Origin of the sequence: Allosphingosinicella sp., from assembly GCF_036387215.1 — a bacterium.
Taxonomy (GTDB): domain Bacteria; phylum Pseudomonadota; class Alphaproteobacteria; order Sphingomonadales; family Sphingomonadaceae; genus Allosphingosinicella.
The window spans coordinates 1-1834 of record NZ_DASVUE010000277.1 but is presented as its reverse complement, the minus strand read 5'-3'; the positions used below and the strand labels follow the sequence as shown (position 1 = coordinate 1834).

Sequence of the window (1834 nt, the reverse complement as noted above, 5' to 3'; positions counted from 1 at the left end):
GACGACCGTCCAGCCGAGCCTCGTCAGCTCGCGCGCGACCGTCGCCGCATAGGCGGGGAATTCGGGCAGGTTGACGTCGGCGGGGTCGAACGCTTCGACGGCGATCTGCCCGCGGGCGATCGGCTGGCCGAGATGGCTGGTCGTCACATCCATGCCGCCGGCCGCGGAACCGCCGCCGGTGGTCGCGCAGCCGGCGAGCGAAGCGGCGAGGAGAAGGGTGCACGTGCGCAGAAAAACAGCTTTCATTCCAACTCCCCGTCGCTAAGCGCCACATTTGTTGAGGCGATCGTATAGGTGATGAAACGATCCTGCCCCGTTTTCGCTGCAACCGGAAGCCTGAGGACCGAAGCCGAATGAACAAGGATGGGACAAAGCCCGCGGTGCTGGTCACAGGCGGCGCCGGCTATATCGGCAGCCATGCGGTGCTGGCCCTGCTCGATGCCGGCTGGCCGGTGGTAGTGATCGACAATCTGGTGACGGGCTTCCGCTGGGCGGTGCCCGAAGGCGCCGTGTTCGCGGAAGGCGACATCGCCGACCAGGCGCTGGTCGGGCGGCTGATCGATGAGCATGGGATCGGAGCGATCATCCACTTCGCCGGATCGATCGTGGTGCCTGAATCGGTCGAGAACCCGCTCAAATATTATGAGAACAATACGGTGAAGAGCCGCTCGCTGATCGAGAGCGCGGTGAAGGGCGGAGTGCGGCACTTCATCTTTTCTTCCACGGCCGCGACCTACGGCATCCCAGAGCAGGTGCCGATCACCGAGGATGCGCGGACGCAGCCGATCAACCCCTATGGCTGGTCGAAGCTTATGACCGAGCGGATGCTTGCGGACACCGCCTTCGCTCACTCGCTCAATTATTGCGCGCTTCGCTATTTCAACGTCGCCGGCGCCGATCCACAGGGCCGCTCGGGCCAATCCACAGCAGGGGCGACTCACCTCATCAAGGTCGCGGTCGAGGCGGCGATCGGCAAGCGCAGCCACGTCTCCGTCTACGGCACCGATTATGACACACCCGACGGGACCGGCATCCGCGACTATATCCACGTCAGCGATCTCGCCGCGGCGCACGTGGACGCGCTCGAGAAGCTGATCGAGGACCCGGAGACCAGCCACGTCATGAACTGCGGCTACAGCCGCGGCTTTTCGGTGCTGGAGGTGCTGAACAGCGTCGACCGGGTTACCAACATGACGATCGAACGGCGCATGGAAGCGCGCCGCGCGGGCGATCCCGACGCGCTTGTCGCGGACAATTCGAAGATCCTGGCGACGCTCCCGTGGCGGCCCAGGCGCAACGATCTCGACACGATCGTCGCCGACGCGCTCGCCTGGGAACGGAAGCTCGCGGAGCGCGGGACGCATTCGTGAGACGAGAAGCGCCTTTCGTCGACGCGCCGTGGACGTACGGCCCGAGCGCTCTGTAGCCTCACCCGTATGGCGGGCAGGGGAACGGCATTGCGGAAGATGATGATTGCGCTGGCGGTCGGCTATGCGGCGCCGAGCAACCCGGCGACGATTGCCGCCAAGACGGCCGTATCCGCTCCGGCCGCGGCGGCCGAAGAACTGCTCGCCGCCGATCGCGCCTTTTCGAAAGCGGCGGCGCAGACCGACCTCGTCTCCGGCATAGGCGCGATGCTCGACGACACGATCGTCATGCCCGCGCCCGATGCGACCTTCGCCAGGGGCAAGGAGGCCGTCCTTCGGGTGCTGCAGGCGAACCCCGCCAATCTCGGCGCCAAGGCCGAATGGGCGCCGATCCGCGCCGGCATCTCGGCGGACGGGCAGCAGGGTTTCACCTTCGGATATATGACCATCCGCAAGGAGGGCGCGGC

Annotated in this window: 2 protein-coding genes and 1 pseudogene; 2 read left to right on the top strand and 1 reads right to left on the bottom strand. The window is 66.0% G+C overall.

The window, feature by feature from the left end; all coding sequences use genetic code 11:
- Window positions 1-246 (bottom strand): annotated as a pseudogene (locus VF662_RS11350) (hypothetical protein); the annotation flags it as partial.
- A 107-nt stretch (window positions 247-353) separates the two neighbouring features.
- On the opposite strand from VF662_RS11350, the gene galE reads away from it, so the two are divergent.
- Window positions 354-1370, top strand: coding sequence for a UDP-glucose 4-epimerase GalE (gene galE / locus VF662_RS11345; RefSeq protein WP_464141164.1), 1017 nt, complete (start codon window positions 354-356; stop codon window positions 1368-1370).
- A 96-nt stretch (window positions 1371-1466) separates the two neighbouring features.
- Window positions 1467-1834: hypothetical protein (locus tag VF662_RS11340; protein ID WP_464141162.1), on the top strand; the 368-nt coding region annotated here is incomplete at its 3' end.